Source organism: Pseudomonas sp. PS02290, from assembly GCF_029960075.1.
GTDB lineage: Bacteria > Pseudomonadota > Gammaproteobacteria > Pseudomonadales > Pseudomonadaceae > Aquipseudomonas.
The window spans coordinates 1-18,588 of record NZ_JASCOY010000002.1 but is presented as its reverse complement, the minus strand read 5'-3'; the positions used below and the strand labels follow the sequence as shown (position 1 = coordinate 18,588).

The window sequence follows — 18,588 nt, the reverse complement described above, 5'->3', positions numbered from 1 at the left end:
GGGCGCTTTTTTGTGGGCGGCATTCGACGGTGCTGCGGGTGGGTTACTTGAACCCCAACTGCCGCCAGCCTTCATACACCGCCACTGCGACAGTATTCGACAGATTCAGACTGCGGCAGCCTTCGCGCATCGGCAGGCGCAGGCGTTGGTCGCTCGACAGCGGATCCAGCACCTCCGGCGGCAGCCCTCGGCTTTCCGGGCCGAAGAGGAAGGCATCACCCTCCTCGAATTGCGCATCGTGGAAAACCCGCGAGCCCTTTGTGGTAAAAGCAAACAGCCGCGGGTGGCCGATGCTTTCAAGGCAGCTCGGCAGGTCGGCGTGACGATGAAGCGTGGCGTATTCATGGTAATCAAGGCCGGCTCGACGCAGGCGCTTGTCATCCAGCTCGAAGCCCAGCGGCTCGATCAAATGCAGGCTGCAGCCGCTGTTGGCGCAGAGCCTGATGATGTTGCCGGTATTCGGCGGAATTTCTGGTTGAAAAAGGATCACGTGAAACATGCACGGCTCCGAACGAAAGGACGGGATGCATTCTACCCCTGAAGAAGACCCCAGGCCGAAGCTATGGCCCAAGTTTCTGGGCTCGGTGGCGATCGTTGGTGTGATGGTCGGGCTGATGATCGGCCGCGTGACGACCCCGGACCCCATCCAGCTGCAAACCGTCGAAGTGCTGCCGAACGGCGTTGCCGTGTGGTTCAACCGCGAGCCGCAGCTTCATGGTGAACACATCGACGGTGCTGTGGCGCTGCTGTTCAACGCCCAGGGTCAGGCGCAGAAAGGCGAGCTGAAGCTCAACGGCAAAGATGTGCGCTGGAGGGTGCAACGAAGTGATAAGGGGTTGTTGCTGAACCTGCTGGCGGCCCGTCCTCTGCACGGCGACTGGCGCGGTGCGACCCAGGACGGGCGCTGGAGACTGGAGGTCAGTCTCCGGGAGGAATAAAAGAGGGGAATCCCCGGCCTGCCTGTACCAAGGTCCCCAAAACTGGTGATGTATAACCTATTGCAGCGTGCGTGCCAGTTTTAAGAAATTTCTGTAGGAATATTCGTAATGTCCTGCAGGAGACGGGTTTAGGGCCTTTCAGGCCGCGCCTTTTATAGACGGGTATAGGGACGAGGTTCGAATCGACTTTCGGAGTTGGATATTTGGTGAGCGTTTTTGCACGCTATTCGCGCATTTACCCGTACCGAGTGACCAAAGTGATGCACGCCAAAACGGAGCGGCAAGGTTGCTCTTAATCTCGCCGCCTTCAGTACATATGGGTACATGAATGGTCTGTAACCTCGCTGAACCCTAAATTGTGGGACCGGCTTTAGCCGGGAAGGCGTCAGGCGTTACACCGCAAATCTATAGCGCACCTGGCGGCCTCTTCCCGGCTGAAGCCAGTCCCACTAAACGCATCAGCGCGCCTGCCGGCCTATTATCAAAACGGCGCATCACCCAGAATCGTTGCGCGGTGCATCACGCGGCGCTGCGGGCGGTAATCGTCGACTGCGTAATGCTGGGTTACGCGGTTGTCCCACATCGCCACGTCGTTTGCCTGCCAGCGCCAGCGCAGGGTGAATTCCGGACGCGTACCGTGGGCGAACAGCAATTTCAGGATCGCCTCACTCTCGCCGGCTTCCAATTCATTGATCCGGGTGGTGAAGCCGTCGTTCACGAACAATGCTTTACGACCGCTCACCGGGTGCGTGCGAATGACCGGGTGCGACAGCGGCGGATTCTTGCGGCGGGTCTCCTCCCAACGCGCGAGGTCTTCAGCCGTATTGCCAAAGCGCTCCAGCGGGAATGACCGGGTGAAGTCATGGGTCGCGGTGAGACCATCGAGCAACATCTGCATCGGCCGGGACAGCGCCTCGAACGCAGCGATGCCGCTCGCCCACAACGTATCCCCACCGTAAGCCGGCACCTGCTTGGCGCTAAGCACCGCGCCCAGCGCAGGGGTCGGCAGAAAGGTGACGTCGGTGTGCCAGATGGCGTTGTCGCGCACGTCGGTGACCGCGGTATCGAGGATCAGCACTTCAGGCTGTTCCGGCACGTTGGGGTAGATCGGATGGATGTGCAGGTCACCAAAGTTGGCGGCGAATCGCGCTTGTTGTTGCGGCGTGATCGGCTGATCCCTGAAAAACAGCACCTGATGATCAAGCAGCGCCTGCTCGATGGCGTTGCGTTGTTCACCGGTCAGTTCGCTGCTGAGGTCAACGCCGCTGATCTGTGCGCCCAAGGCCGGGCTGAGCGGGTGGATGTCAATGCTCATGGTGTTCTCGTGTGTTCGGCGCCGAAGTGTCGGCGTAGTCAGTAATAAGGTCTTGGATTCAGTGATTCTGGCCGTGCCAGGGCACGAGCTTGCGTTGCAGTGCGCGCAGGCCCATTTCCAGCGCGAAGGCGATCAGCGCGATGACCAGAATTCCCAGCACTACTACATCGGTCACCAGAAACTGCGCGGCGGACTGGACCATGAAGCCGAGGCCACTGGTGGCGGCGATCAACTCGGCCGCCACCAGCGTCGACCAACCTACGCCGAGGCCGATGCGCACGCCGGTCAGGATGTCGGGCAGCGCGCTGGGCAGGATGACGTGACGGATGAGCTGCCAGCGGCTGGCGCCCAGAGACTGAGCCGCGCGCAGTTTTGCGCTGTCGACCGTGCGCACACCGGTCGCGGTGGCGATGGCGATCGGCGCGAAGATAGCCAGATAAATCAGCAGGACCTTGGAGAATTCGCCAATGCCGCACCAGATCACGATCAACGGCAGGTAGGCCAGGGGCGGCACCGGGCGGTAGAACTCGATCAGCGGGTCGAAAATCCCGCGCGCGACTCGGTTATGACCAATGGCGATGCCGACGGGAATGGCCGTCAGCACGGCGAAGAACAGCGCCAGTCCGATGCGTTGCAGGCTCGCCCCCAAGTGCTGCCACAGCGTGGAGTCCATGTAGCCTTTGGTCATCAACAACCAGGCTTTTTCCAGCACAACGGCAGGCGGCGGAAGAAACAGCGGTTCGACCCACTCAAGGGCTGTGACCAGCCACCAGCTCCCCAGCAAAACGGCGAGGGTCAGCACGCTGATGGCGCGCGTGCTCACATAGAAAGAAGAGGGCTGGCGCGGTGCTGTTTGCACCGGCGCGCGAGTGAGGGCGGGCTCCGGCGATTGATAAAGACTCATGCCCGTTGCTCCCGAATGCTTTGCCGCTGGGAAAATACCCGCGCGAGCACGTGCTCACGGGTTTCGATGAAGCGAGGGTCGGACTTGATGGCACGGGCCGATTCACCTGCGCTGTAGCGCTGACCAAAGTCGAGCTTCAGGTGCTCGACAATGTGACCGGGGTTGGGCGCAAGCAGAATCAGATCGGTCGACAGGAACACCGCTTCTTCAATGTCGTGGGTGATAAGGAAGACCGGTTTGGTGCTGCGTTGCCAGACCTCCAGCAGCAGTTCTTGCATCTGTTCGCGGGTGAAGGCGTCGAGGGCGCCGAAAGGCTCGTCCATCAGCAGCACGCGCGGATCGGCCGCCAATGCGCGGGCAAGGCCCACACGCTGTTTCTGCCCGCCGGACAACTCCCAGATACGACGCTTCTCGAAGCCGGCGAGATCGACCAGCGCCAGCATGTCCCGCGCTTTGCTCTCGCGTTTTTCACGGGGCATGCCCGCCAGCTCCAGCCCGAATGCAACGTTTGCCAGTACATCCTGCCAAGGCAGCAGAGCGTCATCCTGAAACACGACGCCGCGCTCGGCGCCGGGGCCGTTCACCGGGACGCCATCAAGGGTGATGCGGCCTGCGCTTGGCGCGACGAACCCGGCAATCAGGTTCAACAACGAAGTCTTGCCGCTGCCGGATGGGCCCAGGGCAACCAGCAGTTGCTGCGGACCAAGGGTCAGGGAAATATCCGACAGCACCGGCTCGGCCGCACCGGGATACTGTGCGCTGATGCGCTCCAGCTGTAACAGGGCCATGGCATGGACTCCGCTTCTAATAGATGTGCGTCAACGGCATGGCTGTCGAAGCCGGCTCGGTATCGGGTGGACGCCTTCGCTTACTGGGTGACGAACTTCGCGCTCACGTAAGGGGTGTAATCGGCCAGGACGGCGTCGACCTTGCCTTGTTCCTTGAGGAACGCTGCGGTCTTGGTGATGGCGTCGGTGGTCGGCGCGCCCAGTTCAGTTACCTGATCAGCCGCCAGCGGGTAGACGTTGCCCTGCAACAGGCCCGGGATGTCGCCAGGTTTGGCGCCGGAGAGTTTCACCAGCTTGTCGACGTTGCTGGCATCGGCCAGCCAGGCGGCAGGGTCCTTGCGGTAGGCGGCGTAGGCTTCCAGGGTGGTTTTGGCGAAGGCTTTGACGACCTCAGGATGCTTGTCGGCGAAGTCCTTGCGCACGATCCACGCATCAAAGGTCGGCGCGCCGACTTTCGCCAGCTCGCCCGAGGTGATCAGCACTTTGCCTGTCTCCTTAGCCACGCCGAGCGCCGGGTCCCAGACGTATGTGGCGTCGATGTCACCGCGCTTCCATGCCGCCGCAATGGCCGGTGGGGCGAGATTGAGGATGGTCACTTTCGCCGGGTCGATTTTCCAGTACTTCAGGGCAGCGAGCAGGCTGTAGTGGCCCGTCGATACGAACGGCACGGCGATCTTCTTCCCGATCAAATCCTGTGGGCCGTTGATGCCGGAGCCATTACGCGCAACCAGCGCCTCGGCAGCGCCGATCTGGGTGGCAATAAGGAACGTTTCCACCGGTACTTTGCGCGTTGCCGCCGCGGTGAGAGGGCTGGAGCCGAGGTAGCCGATCTGGACGTCACCCGACGCGATCGCCGTGATCACGTCCGCGCCATTATCGAATTTGCGCCATGAAATCTTCGAGCCCGTCGCCTTTTCATAGGCGCCATCAGCCTGAGCGACCTTCGCCGGATCCACGGTGGTCTGGTAGGCGACGGTGAAGTCAGCGGCCTGGGCGAAGAGTGCCGAGCCGGCAAGCGACAAGGCGGCCAGGACGCGTAGGGGTTTGAGCAGTTTCATGGTGACGCTCCGTAGAAAGGCACACCGCCTTCGAATGCCGCAGAGCCTAAATGATCTAAGAAAGTCGAAATAAATAACCTTTTAGAATTTGCTTAGTGTTAATTCCTATACGCGCGGGCTTGATATGTGCGCATCGCGAGAGGAAAAACACCGAGCTCATGGACGATTCATCGAATCGCCACAATTTGTAAATACGATCGCGACGCCTGCTCAGCGATGTACCTGCAGGCATGGGGCGTTTCTCACGGACTGATCTGGATGGATGCACGACACGGCGACGAGTTTTGCCGTGGTTTTCTCCCCGATGAGGTTTTTTCTGGCTTCGTCAGAAAACAGACGGGGAGCAGGGTGACAACTGCAACGTTTGCGACTACCGGAAAAGAAATCTTAGGTATTTCAGTCGGTTGGAGAGCCAATTCTCACCCGATTTCGCAGGGTGACCGTGACTTGCCGGTCAAGTTCCGGTTGTACGACAGCACTAAACATAGCGATCTGACGAACGGCAATGAAATATGTTTTGGGAATTAGGGATTCGGGCCGATACACTCCCCAACGGACGGCTGAAACGGCTTGTGACATATAACTGCTTGGCATAAAAGCAGGTCTAACAAGTCTTTTTAGGTTTAAAGGATTTCCCTTACCTTGCAGCCAGCTGTACCGCGGTCTAGTCAATTAGTCTTGGGGCCATTGACTCGCCGAGTCAGGTCCGGCGCTAATCGCGCATCCTCGGTTTTGAGCCTTAGGCTCTAGCCCGGGAACTACAAAAATTAGATTCATGAGGAGCGATACACAATGAAGAAGTCCACCCTGGCCTTGGCCGTATACGCAGGTGTCTTGGCTACTCAGGCCGGTGCAGCTGGTTTCCTGGATGACAGCAAAGCGACACTCAGTTCCCGTACTCTTTATTTCGAACAAGATCCGCGTGAAAACCGTAACGCTAGCGGTACTCTCAAAGGTCAGGATCAGCGCCAGACCACCCAGGGCTTCCTGTTCAACTTCATCTCGGGCTACACCCCTGGGACTGTAGGCTTCGGTCTCGATGTTCAAGGCATGTACGGCATTAACCTGAGCGGCGGTATCGACAACCGTGTCCCAACTACCCCCAACACAGTGTCGCCAACTAGCTCTGACGGTTCGCCAGTTGCTGACTGGGCACGTGCCGGTGCGAACGCCAAGGTCAAGCTGTCGAAGACTGAGCTGAAAGTCGGTAACGCTTTGCAGCCAAACCTGCCGATCCTCGTGGCGAACGACGGTCGTCTGCTGCCGCAGACCTTCCAGGGTGGCATCGTTACTTCCAAGGAACTCGACGGTCTGACGCTGACTGCCGGTAAGCTGACTCAGGCTGCCAGCCGTGCGTCCAGCAACTACGCTGATATGTCGCTGAACGGCGGTTACAAAGGTTCGAACAACTTCCAGTTCGCTGGCGGCGACTACAAAGTCACCAAAGACCTGACCGTTCAGTACTACTACGCAAACCTGGAAGACTACTATAAGCAGCACTTCCTGGGCCTGGTCCACATTCTGCCGATCGCCGACGACCAGTCGTTCAAGACTGACCTGCGTTACTTCCACAGCACCTCCGATGGCGAGAACTCTAATCAGGCAGTCAACACCGGTTACCGCTTCACGAACGGTTACAGCAAAAAAGGCCAGGGCGAAGTTGATAACAATACCTGGACTGCAATGTTCACCTACACCCTGGGTGGCAACGCATTCCTGTTGGGTTACCAGTCTGTAAGTGACGATGGCGCCATGCCGGTCATGAACAACGGTAGCGTCACCCGCAACGGCCTGGCCAACGGTCGTAACGAAGGCGAAGGCGGTAACAGCGTCTACCTGTTCACCGACAGCATGATCACCAACTTCACCCGTACTGGCGAACAGACCAAGTTCGGTCAGTACTCATACGACTTCGCACGCCTGGGCGTTCCTGGTCTGAAAGCCGCCATTGCTTACCTGTATGGCGACCAGATCCGTCTGCAAGACGCGCGTCTTGGTCGTGGATCGGAGTGGGAACGTGACATGCGTATCGACTACGTGTTCCAGGAAGGCCTCATGAAAGGCTTTGGTGTGACCCTGCGTCGTGCCAACCTGCGCTCTGATTCCGATCTGTACGCTAGCCAGCAAGACACCGACCAGACCCGTCTGGTCCTCAACTACACCTACGCGTTCAAATAAGCGTGATGTGTTGAAAAGAGCCCCGCTTCGGCGGGGCTTTTTTATGCCTGAAACAATGTCATCCAGCACCAATCGTTCCTTTTGTTTTCAGATGCTGGGATGCACAGTGATTCATACCTCACCATCCAAGGAGCACGACTGAATGGGCCTCAAACTCGGCGACATCGCACCCGACTTCGAACAGAACTCCAGCGAAGGACCGATCAAGTTTCACGAATGGCTGGACGATAAATGGGCGGTATTGTTCTCTCATCCTGCCGACTTCACCCCGGTATGCACCACCGAGCTGGGCTTCACCGCAAAACTCAAAGACGAATTCGACAAGCGCAACGTCAAGGCGATTGCCCTGTCCGTGGACTCGGCCGAATCCCACACCAAGTGGATCGGCGACATCAACACCACGCAGAACACCCTTGTGAACTTCCCGATCCTGGCGGACGAGGATCGCAAGGTCTCCGAGCTCTACGACCTGATTCACCCCAATGCCAGCGAAACCCTGACGGTGCGTTCGCTGTTCGTGATCGACCCGAACAAAAAGATCCGCCTGACCATCACCTACCCGGCCAGCACCGGTCGCAACTTCCACGAGATCCTGCGGGTAATCGATTCGCTGCAGCTGACCGACAACTACAAAGTCGCCACGCCGGCTAACTGGAAGGACGGTGAAGACGTTGTCATCGTGCCGTCGATCAAAGACGAAGCAGAAATCAAGGAACGCTTCCCTAAAGGCTATACCGCCGTTACCCCTTACCTGCGCCTGACGCCACAACCGAATCGCTGATACACCGGTTTCAACCATGACCTTCGGGCCGATTTATCGGCCCTTTTTTTGTGCTGTGAACGCTGAACATGTTGGATATTTACGAGGGTTCTGACACAGCGCTATCGCACAGCCAACACAGCCCATGTGGGAGTGAGCTTGCTCACGAATGCTGTATTCCAGCCGCCGCGAATTTCAGTGCATGTATCGGCCGATTCGCGAGCAAGCTCGCTCCCACGGGATCGCGTATTACTGAAGAGCTGAACAGTCCGTATATTCTTTTTGGTGCTAACCAAATGAATAAATATGATTTTAGAGAATAACTATCCCCTGTTATGGTCTCTCCGTCCTGGCGAGATCGCCGGCAATGAATCCCTTTCCGCCTTACTGGTCCGCCATCGGACGAGCAGGTGCCACCTGTTAGCTACACACCAAAGGAGCGTGCCATGGGCACCGTTATTTTGCGTCGAAGCCTGGTCGCTCTGTTTGTTGCGGCGGTTTCCTTCGGCGTCGTTACTCAGGCCCAGGCCGATACCTTGCGCATCGGTTACCAGAAATACGGCACGCTGGTATTGCTCAAGGCAAAAGGGTCGCTCGAGAAAAAACTCGCCGACCAAGGCGTGCAGGTTCAGTGGACCGAGTTTCCCGGTGGTCCGCAGTTGCTTGAAGGCCTGAACGTGGGTTCGATCGACTTCGGCGTGACGGGCGAAACACCGCCTGTGTTTGCCCAGGCCGCTGGCGCTGATCTGCTGTACGTCGCCTCCGAGCCGCCGGCGCCCACCAGCGAAGCGATTCTGGTGCCCAAGGATTCGCCGATTACCTCGGTCAAAGACCTCAAAGGCAAGAAAGTCGTCCTCAATAAGGGCTCCAACGTGCACTACCTGTTGGTGCGCGCGCTGGAAGACGCCGGCCTGAAGTACACCGATATCCAGACCGTTTTCCTGCCGCCCGCCGATGCGCGTGCGGCATTCGAGCGCGGCAGCGTCGATGCCTGGGTGATCTGGGATCCGTACCAGGCTGCCGCCGAGCAGCAGCTTCAGGCCAAGACACTGCGCGACGGCAAAGGCATCGTCGACAACAACCAGTTCTACCTGGCGACCAAACCCTATGCGCAGCAGCATCCCAAGGTGATTCAGACCCTGGTGGAAGAAGTGCGCGCGGTCGGCGAATGGTCCAAGGCCAACCCGGAAGAGGTGACCAAACAGGTCGCGCCACTGCTCGGCCTGCCGGAAGACATCACCCGCACATCGGTGAAGCGTCAGGGCTACGGCGCCTCGTTCATCACGCCTGAAACCGTCGCCGCGCAACAGAAAATCGCCGACACCTTCTATCAGCTCAAGCTGATCCCTAAACCGTTGCGCATCGCTGATGTGATCTGGACGCCACCCGCTGCTGTCGCGAAAGCCCAGTAAGCCCGGCATTGGAAGGAGACCACTCCATGAGCGTGGAAAAAATCACCCACAGACTGGCGCCCTGGTTGCTACCGGTCTTGTTGTTGGCGATATGGCAACTGGCGGTCACCGCGGGCTGGCTGTCGACCCGCATTCTGCCGGCGCCGAGCGCCGTAATTGAGGCCGGCGTCACGCTGGTGCGCAGCGGCGAAATCTGGACCCATCTGGCGATCAGTGGCTGGCGTGCCGGGATCGGCTTTGCCATTGGCGGCGGGATCGGCCTGGCTCTGGGCTTCATCACCGGGCTGTCGAAATGGGGCGAACGCCTGCTGGACAGCTCCGTACAGATGATCCGCAACGTGCCCCACCTGGCGCTGATTCCGCTGGTCATCCTGTGGTTCGGCATCGACGAGACCGCGAAGATATTTCTGGTCGCGCTCGGCACGCTGTTCCCGATTTACCTGAACACGTACCACGGCATTCGCAACATCGATCCGGCGTTAGTGGAGATGTCCCGCAGCTACGGTTTGAGCGGCTTCGGACTGTTCCGCCATGTGATTCTGCCGGGCGCGATGCCTTCGATTCTGGTCGGCGTGCGGTTCGCGCTGGGCTTCATGTGGCTGACCCTGATCGTCGCGGAAACCATCTCGGCCAGCTCCGGCATCGGCTATCTGGCGATGAACGCCCGAGAGTTTTTGCAGACCGACGTGGTGGTGCTGGCGATCGTGCTCTACGCCGTACTCGGCAAATTGGCAGACCTCGCGGCGCGTGGTCTGGAACGGGTCTGCCTGCGTTGGCACCCGGCGTATCAAGTGGCTAAAGGTGGCGCGCAATGAGCAATCTCCAACAACCGGCAAACCTGTTGCGCGGGATTCCCTTGCAGGTCCGCAAGCTGAAAAAAACCTTCGGCTCGCGGGAAGTACTGAAAGACATCGATCTGCACATCCCCGCCGGCCAGTTCGTCGCCGTCGTGGGCCGAAGCGGCTGCGGCAAGAGCACTTTGTTGCGTCTGCTGGCAGGACTCGATCAACCGTCGAGCGGCCAACTGCTGGCGGGCAATGGCTCGTTGGCGGATGCGCGGGAAGACACGCGACTGATGTTCCAGGAAGCGCGCTTGCTGCCCTGGAAAAAGATCATCGACAACGTCGGCCTTGGTCTCAGCGGCGACTGGCGTGGCAAAGCGCTGGAAGCGCTGGAAGCCGTGGGTCTGGCCGAGCGCGCCAATGAATGGCCGGCGGCGTTATCGGGTGGGCAGAAACAACGGGTGGCGCTGGCCCGTGCGCTGATTCACCAGCCGCGCTTGTTGTTGCTCGACGAGCCGCTCGGCGCGCTGGATGCCCTGACCCGAATCGAGATGCAGCAACTGATCGAAAACCTGTGGAAGAAGCATGGTTTCACGGTGTTGCTGGTGACCCACGACGTCAGCGAAGCGGTCGCCATTGCCGACCGGGTCTTGCTGATTGAAGAGGGCCGCATCGGTCTTGATCTGCAGGTTGATCTGGCCCGCCCGAGGGCGCGCGGCTCCTATCGGCTGGCCGCGCTGGAAACCGAAGTGCTGAACCGCGTGTTGTCGCTGCCCGGCAGCCCGCCCGAACCCGAACCGACTTCACCGCTGCCCACGCAACTGCGATGGGCCAACTAACTCCAGAGGCAATCTTGCCTCCGGAACTGATCTCACAAAGGAAGCCTTACCATGACTATCAAAGCCATCAACGTGCGTAACCAGTTCAAAGGCACCATCAAGGAAATCGTCACCGGTGACGTGCTGTCCGAGATCGACGTGCAGACCGCGTCGGGCGTCGTCACTTCCGTTATCACCACCCGCTCCGTCAAAGAGCTGGAGCTGGTGGTCGGCAGCGAAGTGATCGCGTTCGTGAAGTCCACCGAGGTGTCGATCGCCAAGTTGTGATCGATGCTGGATCCCAAGCGATCTCCCACAACTCCAGCGTCTGACTCGGGCCTCGGGCTGATCGAGGACTTGTGGGAGTGAGCTTGCTCACGAATGCGGTGGGTCAGTAATAGTTAGGCTGTCTGACAGAATGCTCTCGCGAGCAAGCTCGCTCCCACAAATTCTGTGCTGGTTCCGCAAACTGTGGTTGGACCGGGGACTTGTGGGAGTGAGCTTGCTCACGAATGCGGTGGGTCAGCAACAGTTAGGCTGGCTGACAGAATGCTTTCGCGAGCAAGCTCCCACAGGTCCTCCGAACTAGCCGAAACATCGAGTCAGCCCACCATCCTGTGGGAGTCGACCTTGCTCGCGAAGGTTTAGCTTCAGCCACCGAGAAAGTGGCTGAATGCCCCGGCCTCTTCGCGAGCAAGCTCGCTCCCACAGGTTTAGCGTCTGACTCGGGCTTCGGGCTGGTCGAGGACGTGTGGGCGTGATCGGGGTGGCGCCCCCACAACTGACCTGCGTTATTGCTCGATTAACCGCTTCGGCAAATACGGCGGCAGGTACAACCCCAGATACGCATCGAATACCCGCAATCCTTCCTCGGCCATGCGCGGGGTAATCGCGTTGTGCAGTTGCACCGAGCGCGCATACACCCGGTCGGCCAGTTCCAGCGCCAGGGCAAACACCTCAACGTCATCAGGCAGCGTCGGCAGTTGAAAATGCCGGGCGAACAGCGCGTGCATGAGGTTGCCCAGTTCAATGTCGTGCTGACGATCCGCCTGAGTGACTTCGGTCAAACCGTGCTGGGCGAGGATCAGCTGCCGCGCCGCAGCGTCGTCGCTGTAGATCGCGAGCATGCGCGATTCCACCACATGGGACAGGTCTCGCCACTGGTTCAATTGATCATGATCGATGGGCTGCTGCAGGCTTTCGCGAAACGCCTCGTGGACATCGGCCGTCAGCGCTTCCAGCAACGCCGGAACGCTGGCGAAGAAGTGATACACGGAGGAGGGCGGGATCTCGGCCCGCTCGGCGACGCTGTAGATGGAAAGGCTCGCCACGCCGTCCGAGGCCAGCAACGCACGTGCGGCATCGAGGATCGAGTCGATCCGCGCCTGACTGCGTGCACGCGGTTTGCGGGGTGGGGCAAGGCGGGTCATCGGCGCTCTCTCGGTCGGTGGCGCGGGCATTCTACAGTGCCAGCCGGGAGAATGAAAAACGCCACCGATTCTCTCGAAAAGGTGGCGTTTTCGTAACTCGTGCAGACATCAAACCGTGTGCAGATACCAATTGTATTCAAGGTCGGAGATGGAGTGCTCGAACTCCTCCAGCTCGCTTTCCTTGCACGCAACGAAGATATCGATGTACTTCGGATCGATGTACTTGGCCATGACTTCGCTGTCGTCCAGCTCGCGCAGTGCATCACGCAGGTTGTTCGGCAGGCTCTGCTCGTTTTGCTCGTAGGAGTTGCCTTCCACGGGCGGACCGGGCTCGATCTGGTTGGTCAGGCCATGGTGAATGCCTGCCAGCACCGATGCCATCAGCAGATACGGGTTGGCATCCGCCCCGGCAACCCGGTGCTCGATACGTACCGAGTCGGCCGTCCCGGTAGGCACGCGCACGGCCACGGTCCGGTTATCCAGACCCCAGCACGGCGAGTTTGGAACGTAGAACTGAGCACCAAACCTGCGATACGAATTGACGTTCGGGCAAAGGAACGCCATCTGCGCGGGTAGGGTCTCGAGCACACCGCCGATCGCATGACGCAATGCGGCGTTCTGCTCGGGATCCTCGCTGGTGAAGATGTTTTTGCCATCGCGATCAAGGATCGAAATGTGCACGTGCAGACCGTTACCCGCCTGGCCTGGATACGGCTTGGCCATGAAGGTGGTGTCCATCTCATGGTCGTAGGCGATGTTCTTGATCAGGCGTTTGAGCAGTACCGCGTAATCACAGGCTTTCAGCGCGTCTGCAGTGTGGTGCAGGTTCACTTCGAACTGCGCCGGAGCACTTTCCTTGACGATCGCGTCGGCCGGAATGCCTTGCTCTTTCGCACCTTCCAGAATGTCCTGGAGGCAGTCGACGTACTCGTCCAGGTCGTCGATCAGGTAAACCTGTGTCGAGTGCGGACGTTTGCCGGAAATCGGCGAGCGCGGTGGCTGCGGACGGCCGTTTACGTTTTCCTGATCGATCAGGTAGAACTCAAGCTCGAATGCAGCGCAGATGGTCAGGCCCATCTCGTCGAACTTGCTGACAACCTGGCGCAGCACTTCGCGCGGGTCGGCGAAGAAGGGCGTGCCTTCCAGCTCGTGCATGGTCATCAGGAGTTGTGCGGTAGGACGCTTCTGCCAGGGCTCATTGCAGAGAGTGTCGGGGATTGGATAGCAGATTCGGTCAGCGTCACCGATGTCCAGACCCAGACCGGTGCTTTCCACCGTCGAGCCGTTGATATCCAGTGCGAATAGGGAAGCTGGGAGGTTGATGCCTTTTTCGTAAACCTTATGAAGGCTGGTGCGTTCGATGCGCTTGCCGCGCACCACTCCATTCATATCTGCAATCAGAAGGTCAACGTATAGAACCTCAGGATGTTCCTTAAGGAACGCGTTCGCTTCGTTGAGCTGAACGGCACGCGGGGGTACCGACATGATGCAACACCTTTGTTGTTGAAAATATCAATCATCGAGCATTACGGGTTTCAGTCAATCCGAAAGGCCAGACGAAGTCAAGGGAGCCCTGATTTGCCCTAAAAGGGCGCCAAAGAGCTATTTTCGCCGCACTTTAGGGCAAATGTTGTGCGCCCAAGGTCATGCAAACTGCGGGTTTGAGCAGGGCGTGTTTTATTTTTTACGGGTGTGTTGTGGAAAAAAATGAACAACGCTAAGCTCGATTGCAACCCATAACAGCAATAATACCGGGGGTCTCATGCTTCGCCTTCCGCTGATCGGCCTCACCGCCTGCACTCAGCCATTCGGGCACCTGCTTTTTTACATCACATGCTTTCAGTGTAGCGGCCCAGTCAGCGCGCCGGGCACTGCGCATGCCTCTGTGCGGCACCTCGACACCTTACTCTTTATCCGCGCAGCGGTTCCAGCGGGCGCGTCTTTTGCTTCCGCTGACGTATCCGGCCCTGACTTTCCGCGGCATCCGCCGCCGCGCTTTTTGCACAAGCACGACTATCTTTGAGTCTTCCAGGCAATTGGCGATGCCTGTGGAAAACGAGCAGCACCGTAACGCCAGCGCTTCAAAGAACGCCTGACCGCCATGACGGCGACCAGGAATTAAAACCCTGAGGTATTTATGAGTACCAACCTCGACCAGCTCACCGATTGGTTGAAAGAACACAGGATTACCGAAGTCGAATGCATGATCGCCGACCTCACCGGTATCACACGGGGCAAGATTTCACCGACCAACAAGTTCATTGCTGAAAAGGGCATGCGCTTGCCGGAAAGCGTACTGCTCCAGACCGTGACGGGCGATTACGTCGAAGACGACATCTACTACGAATTGCTGGACCCCGCAGACATCGACATGTTCTGCCGTCCTGACCAGAGCGCGGTGTTTCTGGTGCCCTGGGCCATCGAGCCGACTGCGCAGGTGATTCACGACACCTACGACAAGCAAGGCAACCCCATCGAGCTGTCCCCGCGCAACGTCCTCAAGAAAGTTCTCAAGCTCTACGCTGATCAAGGCTGGCAGCCGATTGTGGCGCCGGAGATGGAGTTCTACCTGACCAAGCGCAGCGACGACCCCGACTACCCGCTGCAGCCACCGGTGGGTCGCTCGGGTCGTCCGGAAACCGGTCGACAGTCGTTCTCCATCGAAGCCGCCAACGAATTCGACCCGCTCTTCGAAGACGTCTACGACTGGTGCGAACTGCAGAACCTCGACCTGGACACGCTGATTCACGAAGACGGCACCGCGCAGATGGAAATCAACTTCCGTCACGGCGACGCGCTGTCTCTGGCGGACCAGATTCTGGTGTTCAAGCGCACCATGCGCGAAGCCGCCCTCAAGCACGATGTGGCCGCGACCTTCATGGCCAAGCCCATGACCGGCGAGCCCGGCAGTGCGATGCACCTGCACCAGAGCATCATTGATATCGAGACGGGCAAGAACATCTTCTCCAATGAAGATGGCTCGATGAGTCAGCTGTTCCTGCAGCACATCGGCGGTCTGCAAAAGCTGATCCCCGAGCTGTTGCCGCTGTTCGCGCCCAACGTCAACTCGTTCCGCCGCTTCCTGCCGGACACCTCCGCGCCGGTGAACGTGGAGTGGGGCGAAGAAAACCGCACCGTTGGCCTGCGCGTTCCAGATGCCGGCCCGCAGAACCGTCGCGTGGAAAACCGTCTGCCCGGCGCTGATGCCAACCCGTATCTGGCCATCGCCGCCAGCCTGTTGTGCGGTTTCATCGGCATGGTCGAGGGCCTCAACCCCAGCGCCCCCGTCGTCGGCCGTGGTTACGAACGCCGCAACCTGCGCCTGCCGTTGACCATCGAAGACGCGCTGGAGCGCATGGAAAACAGCAAGACGGTCGAAAAGTACCTCGGCAAGAAATTCATCACCGGCTACGTCGCGGTCAAGCGCGCCGAGCACGAGAACTTCAAGCGTGTGATCAGTTCGTGGGAGCGGGAATTCCTGCTCTTTGCCGTCTGACGTACCGGGGCGTCGTCGATTCCAGTGGATCCACGGCGCCCCACACGCGATACCTGACTGGAGTGATTCATGAGTTCCAACAACCCGCAAACCCGCGAATGGCAAGCCCTCAGCAGTGATCATCACCTGGCGCCGTTCAGCGATTTCAAGCAGTTGAAAGAGAAAGGCCCGCGCATCATCACCAACGCCAAGGGCGTTTACCTCTGGGACAGCGAAGGCAACAAGATCCTCGACGGCATGGCCGGGCTCTGGTGTGTCGCCATTGGTTATGGTCGTGAAGAACTGGCGGACGCGGCCAGCAAGCAGATGCGCGAGCTGCCTTACTACAACCTGTTCTTCCAGACCGCTCACCCGCCGGCACTGCAGTTGGCGAAGGCCATTTCCGACATTGCCCCCGAGGGCATGAACCACGTGTTCTTCACCGGTTCTGGCTCCGAGGGCAACGACACCGTGCTGCGCCTGGTGCGTCACTACTGGGCGATCAAAGGCCAGCCAAGCAAGAAAGTCATCATCAGCCGCGTCAACGGTTACCACGGCTCGACCGTCGCCGGCGCCAGCCTGGGCGGCATGACCTACATGCACGAACAGGGCGATTTGCCGATTCCCGGCATCGTGCACATTCCGCAGCCTTACTGGTTCGGTGAAGGCGGCGACATGACGCCCGACGAATTCGGCGTCTGGGCGGCCGAACAGCTGGAGAAGAAGATCCTCGAACTGGGCGTGGACAACGTCGGCGCGTTCATCGCCGAGCCGATTCAAGGCGCCGGCGGCGTTATCGTTCCGCCCGACACCTACTGGCCGAAGATCAAAGAGATCCTCGCCAAATACGACATCCTCTTCGTGGCCGACGAAGTGATCTGTGGCTTTGGCCGCACCGGGGAATGGTTCGGCAGCGATTTCTACGACCTCAAGCCGGATTTGATGACCATCGCCAAGGGCCTGACCTCGGGCTACATCCCCATGGGTGGCGTGATCGTGCGCGATGAAGTGGTCAAGGTCCTGAACGAGGGCGGCGACTTCAACCACGGCTTCACCTACTCCGGTCACCCGGTGGCGGCGGCAGTGGGCCTGGAGAACATTCGCATTCTGAGTGAAGAAAAGATCGTCGAACGGGTGAAGTCCAAAACGGCACCCTATTTGCAAAAGCGTCTGCGCGAGCTGAGCGATCACCCGCTGGTGGGTGAAGTGCGGGGCGTCGGCATGCTGGGCGCAATCGAACTGGTGAAGGACAAGGCCACTCGCGAGCGTTATGTCGGCAAAGGCGCAGGCATGATCTGCCGCACTTTTTGCTTCAATAACGGCCTGATCATGCGGGCCGTGGGCGACACCATGATTATCTCGCCGCCGCTGGTGATTACCTTCGCCGAGATCGACGAGTTGATCGAAAAGGCGCGCAAGTGCCTGGACCTGACGCTTGAGTCATTGCAAGGCTGAATTTTTTTCCGGAAATTGCCAGACTGTCCGCCGTCTAGACGCCGCTTACATAAAAACACTGGAGCCGTACGCATGAAGAAATTTGGCAAAACCCTTCTGGCCTTGTCCCTCATGGGCGCAGTGGCCGCTGCTGCACACGCCGATGACAAAGTCCTCCACGTCTATAACTGGTCCGATTACATCGCACCGAACACCATCGCCGACTTCGAAAAAGAGTCGGGCATCAAAGTGGTGTACGACGTGTTCGACAGCAACGAGACCCTGGAAGCCAAGCTGCTGGCCGGTAAATCGGGCTACGACGTCGTCGTTCCGTCGAACAACTTCCTGGCCAAGCAGATCAAGGCCGGCGTCTACCAGGAGCTGGACAAGTCCAAGCTGCCAAATTACAAAAACCTCGACCCTGCCTTGTTGAAAGCCGTGTCCATCAGCGACCCGGACAACAAGCACGCGTTCCCGTACATGTGGGGCTCGATCGGCATCGGCTACAACGCTGAAAAAGTCAAAGCCGCTTTGGGCGCTGATGCACCGGTCAACTCGTGGGACCTGCTGTTCAAGCCGGAAAACGCTGCCAAGCTGAAAGGCTGCGGGATCAGCTTCCTCGACTCGCCGACCGAAATGCTGCCGGTGGCGCTGCATTACCTGGGCCTGCCGACCGACAGCCAGAAGAAGGAAGACATCCAGAAGGCCGAGGATCTGTTCAAGAAGATTCGTCCTTCGATCACCTACTTCCACTCGTCCAAGTACATCTCGGACCTGGCCAACGGCAACATCTGCGTAGCCGTGGGTTACTCGGGTGACGTCTACCAGGCCAAGGCGCGCGCTGAAGAAGCAGGCGGCAAGGTCAAAGTCAGCTACAACATTCCGAAAGAAGGTGCAGGCAGCTTCTACGACATGGTCGCCATCCCTAAAGATGCCGAAAACGTCGAAGGCGCTTACAAGTTCATGAACTTCATCCTGCAACCGAAGGTGATGGCCGAAATCACCAACTCCGTTCACTTCCCGAACGGCAACAAGGCAGCAACCGAGTTCGTCGACAAGGACATCACCTCTGATCCAGGCGTCTATCCGCCGGCAGACGTGCTGGCCAAATTGTATGCGATCGCCGACTTGCCAGCGGCGACTCAACGCCTGATGACCCGCAGCTGGACCAACATCAAATCGGGTAAATAAGCCTGACCGGGTGGGGCAAGTGCCCCACCCAAACTGTGGGAGTGAGCTTGCTCGCGATGACGGCAGTGCATACGACGTTAATGTCTGCTGACGCCCCCTGATCGC

16 protein-coding genes and 1 pseudogene are annotated in these 18,588 nt (G+C 59.1%); 10 read left to right on the top strand and 7 right to left on the bottom strand.

What is annotated here, in order from left to right; translation table 11 throughout:
- Nucleotides 1–43: 43 nt before the first annotated feature.
- Nucleotides 44–499, bottom strand: coding sequence for a tRNA (cytidine(34)-2'-O)-methyltransferase (locus tag QMX88_RS01525; RefSeq protein WP_037016260.1), 456 nt, complete (start codon nucleotides 497–499; stop codon nucleotides 44–46).
- Here QMX88_RS01525 and QMX88_RS01520 point away from each other — a divergent pair.
- The gene (locus QMX88_RS01520; RefSeq protein WP_192171283.1) at nucleotides 498–938 is read left to right on the top strand and encodes a hypothetical protein; all 441 of its coding nucleotides are present in this window, start codon (nucleotides 498–500) and stop codon (nucleotides 936–938) included. The genes QMX88_RS01525 and QMX88_RS01520 overlap by 2 nt on opposite strands.
- A gap of 481 nt (nucleotides 939–1,419) precedes the next feature.
- Here QMX88_RS01520 and tauD read toward each other — a convergent pair whose 3' ends face one another.
- The 4 genes and pseudogenes from tauD to tauA all read right to left on the bottom strand — a co-directional run bounded on the left by tauD (nucleotide 1,420) and on the right by tauA (nucleotide 5,003).
- Nucleotides 1,420–2,253 carry a taurine dioxygenase gene (gene tauD / locus QMX88_RS01515; protein WP_282365543.1) on the bottom strand — a complete coding sequence of 278 codons (834 nt, stop codon included), beginning with the start codon at nucleotides 2,251–2,253 and terminating at the stop codon, nucleotides 1,420–1,422.
- A gap of 58 nt (nucleotides 2,254–2,311) precedes the next feature.
- A pseudogene (tauC, locus tag QMX88_RS01510) lies at nucleotides 2,312–3,079 on the bottom strand (taurine ABC transporter permease TauC); the annotation flags it as partial.
- Nucleotides 3,080–3,153: 74 nt separating this feature from the next.
- Nucleotides 3,154–3,945, bottom strand: a complete 792-nt coding sequence (gene tauB, locus QMX88_RS01505; RefSeq protein WP_282365539.1) for a taurine ABC transporter ATP-binding subunit — start codon at nucleotides 3,943–3,945, stop codon at nucleotides 3,154–3,156.
- 80 nt (nucleotides 3,946–4,025) lie between these two features.
- Nucleotides 4,026–5,003 (bottom strand): taurine ABC transporter substrate-binding protein, encoded by a 978-nt coding sequence (gene tauA, locus QMX88_RS01500; protein ID WP_192171279.1) that lies wholly within the window; start codon nucleotides 5,001–5,003, stop codon nucleotides 4,026–4,028.
- Between the two features lie 792 nt (nucleotides 5,004–5,795).
- On the opposite strand from tauA, the gene QMX88_RS01495 reads away from it, so the two are divergent.
- The 6 genes from QMX88_RS01495 (at nucleotide 5,796) to QMX88_RS01470 (ending at nucleotide 11,241) form a co-directional block, all read left to right on the top strand.
- Nucleotides 5,796–7,181, top strand: a complete 1,386-nt coding sequence (locus QMX88_RS01495; protein ID WP_282365537.1) for an OprD family porin — start codon at nucleotides 5,796–5,798, stop codon at nucleotides 7,179–7,181.
- Nucleotides 7,182–7,323: 142 nt separating this feature from the next.
- Nucleotides 7,324–7,962 carry a peroxiredoxin gene (locus QMX88_RS01490; RefSeq protein ID WP_282365535.1) on the top strand — a complete coding sequence of 213 codons (639 nt, stop codon included), beginning with the start codon at nucleotides 7,324–7,326 and terminating at the stop codon, nucleotides 7,960–7,962.
- Between the two features lie 425 nt (nucleotides 7,963–8,387).
- Entirely contained in the window at nucleotides 8,388–9,353 is a 966-nt protein-coding gene (locus tag QMX88_RS01485) for a sulfonate ABC transporter substrate-binding protein (protein WP_282365533.1), read from the top strand.
- 26 nt (nucleotides 9,354–9,379) lie between these two features.
- Nucleotides 9,380–10,168, top strand: coding sequence for an aliphatic sulfonate ABC transporter permease SsuC (gene ssuC, locus QMX88_RS01480; RefSeq protein ID WP_192171275.1), 789 nt, complete (start codon nucleotides 9,380–9,382; stop codon nucleotides 10,166–10,168).
- A complete protein-coding gene (gene ssuB / locus QMX88_RS01475) occupies nucleotides 10,165–10,974 on the top strand; it encodes an aliphatic sulfonates ABC transporter ATP-binding protein (RefSeq protein WP_282365529.1) in 810 nt (269 codons plus the stop codon). The genes ssuC and ssuB overlap by 4 nt, the downstream gene beginning before the upstream one ends.
- Before the next feature lie 51 nt (nucleotides 10,975–11,025).
- On the top strand, nucleotides 11,026–11,241 hold the full coding sequence (locus tag QMX88_RS01470) for a TOBE domain-containing protein (RefSeq protein ID WP_037016233.1): 216 nt from the start codon (nucleotides 11,026–11,028) through the stop codon (nucleotides 11,239–11,241).
- 503 nt (nucleotides 11,242–11,744) lie between these two features.
- Here QMX88_RS01470 and QMX88_RS01465 read toward each other — a convergent pair.
- Nucleotides 11,745–12,383 carry a TetR/AcrR family transcriptional regulator gene (locus QMX88_RS01465; protein ID WP_192171273.1) on the bottom strand — a complete coding sequence of 213 codons (639 nt, stop codon included), beginning with the start codon at nucleotides 12,381–12,383 and terminating at the stop codon, nucleotides 11,745–11,747.
- Nucleotides 12,384–12,491: 108 nt separating this feature from the next.
- Entirely contained in the window at nucleotides 12,492–13,868 is a 1,377-nt protein-coding gene (locus tag QMX88_RS01460; RefSeq protein WP_065987362.1) for a glutamine synthetase family protein, read from the bottom strand.
- A gap of 652 nt (nucleotides 13,869–14,520) precedes the next feature.
- On the opposite strand from QMX88_RS01460, the gene QMX88_RS01455 reads away from it, so the two are divergent.
- From QMX88_RS01455 to QMX88_RS01445, 3 genes are all read left to right on the top strand, one after another.
- The gene (locus tag QMX88_RS01455) at nucleotides 14,521–15,879 is read left to right on the top strand and encodes a glutamine synthetase family protein (RefSeq protein WP_282365511.1); all 1,359 of its coding nucleotides are present in this window, start codon (nucleotides 14,521–14,523) and stop codon (nucleotides 15,877–15,879) included.
- Between the two features lie 69 nt (nucleotides 15,880–15,948).
- Nucleotides 15,949–17,313 carry an aspartate aminotransferase family protein gene (locus tag QMX88_RS01450; RefSeq protein WP_282365510.1) on the top strand — a complete coding sequence of 455 codons (1,365 nt, stop codon included), beginning with the start codon at nucleotides 15,949–15,951 and terminating at the stop codon, nucleotides 17,311–17,313.
- A gap of 72 nt (nucleotides 17,314–17,385) precedes the next feature.
- A complete protein-coding gene (locus QMX88_RS01445; RefSeq protein ID WP_282365509.1) occupies nucleotides 17,386–18,483 on the top strand; it encodes a polyamine ABC transporter substrate-binding protein in 1,098 nt (365 codons plus the stop codon).
- Nucleotides 18,484–18,588 lie beyond the last annotated feature (105 nt).